Source organism: Pseudomonas sp. K5002 (genome assembly GCF_013386655.1).
GTDB lineage: Bacteria > Pseudomonadota > Gammaproteobacteria > Pseudomonadales > Pseudomonadaceae > Aquipseudomonas.
Genome location: NZ_JACARK010001481.1, coordinates 1 through 867, shown reverse-complemented (window position 1 = coordinate 867; position 867 = coordinate 1). Strand labels below are relative to the sequence as shown.

Below are 867 nucleotides of genomic sequence, written 5' to 3'. Positions count from 1 at the left end.
TGGGGATCGGCCTGGGCATCGCGATTGGCCGCTGGAAGTGGGCGGAAGACCTGCTGTTGCCGCCGCTGGAGGTGATCCGGCCGATCCCGGCGGTGGCCTGGATCCCGCTGGCGATCCTGATGTTCCCGTCGTCGGAGCTGTCGATGATCTTCATCACCTTCACCGGCGCGCTGTTTCCGGTGCTGCTCAATACGGTGCATGGCGTGGAAGGCGTCGATCCTCGGCTGATCGCCTCGGCGCGCAGCCTGGGGGCAGGGCGCCGGGCGATCCTGCTGGAGGTGATTTTGCCGGGCGCCGCGCCGAGCATCATCACCGGCCTGGCGATTGGCATGGGCACTTCGTGGTTCTGCCTGGTGACGGCGGAAATGATCTCCGGCCAGTACGGTATCGGCTATTACACCTGGGAGTCCTACACCATCCAGAACTATGCCGACATTGTCGTTGGCATGCTGTTGATCGGCGTGCTGGGCATGGGCAGCAGCCTGTTGGTCAAGCGTCTCGGCGCACTGTTCACTCCCTGGCATCGACCACGAGGTAAAGCCTGATGAGTCATCTTGAGGGCCGTGTCGACATACGCGGCTTATCCATTGTATTGGGCGAACAGCAGCAGGCATTCGAGGCGGTGAAAGCCCTGGATTGCAGGATCGAGCCGGGGCAGTTCGTGTGCATCCTCGGCCCGTCCGGGTGTGGCAAGTCAACCTTGCTCGGCGCGCTGGCCGGGCATCTCACGCCAAGCCAGGGCACGCTGGAAATGGATGGCCGGCCGATTGCCGGCCCGTCCCAGCAACGGGGCATGGTGTTTCAGCAACACACACTGTTCCCTTGGCGTTCGGTACGCGAAAACGTCGCCTTCGGCCTGAAGATGCG

At 63.4% G+C, this 867-nt stretch carries 2 protein-coding genes; both read left to right on the top strand.

The genetic code is table 11. The features are described from left to right. A partial coding sequence (locus HX846_RS37345) for an ABC transporter permease (RefSeq protein ID WP_178967483.1) occupies nt 1–545 on the top strand: 545 nt, incomplete at its 5' end. Continuing rightward, on the top strand, nt 545–867 hold a 323-nt coding region (locus HX846_RS37340), incomplete at its 3' end, for an ATP-binding cassette domain-containing protein (protein WP_178967482.1). The genes HX846_RS37345 and HX846_RS37340, both read left to right, overlap by 1 nt.